At 73.2% G+C, this 351-nt stretch carries 1 pseudogene; it reads right to left on the reverse strand.

From position 1 onward, the window contains the following. Positions 1 to 342 (reverse strand): annotated as a pseudogene (locus AC1DJ5_RS14710) (hypothetical protein); the annotation flags it as partial. Positions 343 to 351: the final 9 nt, after the last annotated feature.

A 351-nucleotide genomic window follows, 5' to 3' on the forward strand; every position in this document is an offset into this window, starting at 1 on the left:
AGCCTCGACCGTGTCGCCGCCGTAGCGGGAAAGCTGGTCCTCGACGCCGTCGGCGTGGCGGTGGTCGTGCTTGAGGCGCAGGCGGCCGTCGTCGAGCCGGGTGACGATCCAGGTGCGCGAGCGGTCCTCGCCGACGCTGAACGGGATGCGGATCTCGCGGGCGTCGCACCGGTCCACGGTCATGACCAGCGCAGACTTGCGGAACGGCTCGTCGGCGGCGTCGCCGGCGACGACCTGGCCGGTCAGGGTCTTGCCGCACAGGGCGGTCAGGCGGGCGAAGAACTGGTCGCCCGGCGTCTGGCCGGCGGCGGTCGCCGAGGTGGCCGCCGAAAGGCCAAGCAGCGCAAGGAG

The sequence above is a fragment of the Brevundimonas sp. 01N35 genome (assembly GCF_056399785.1).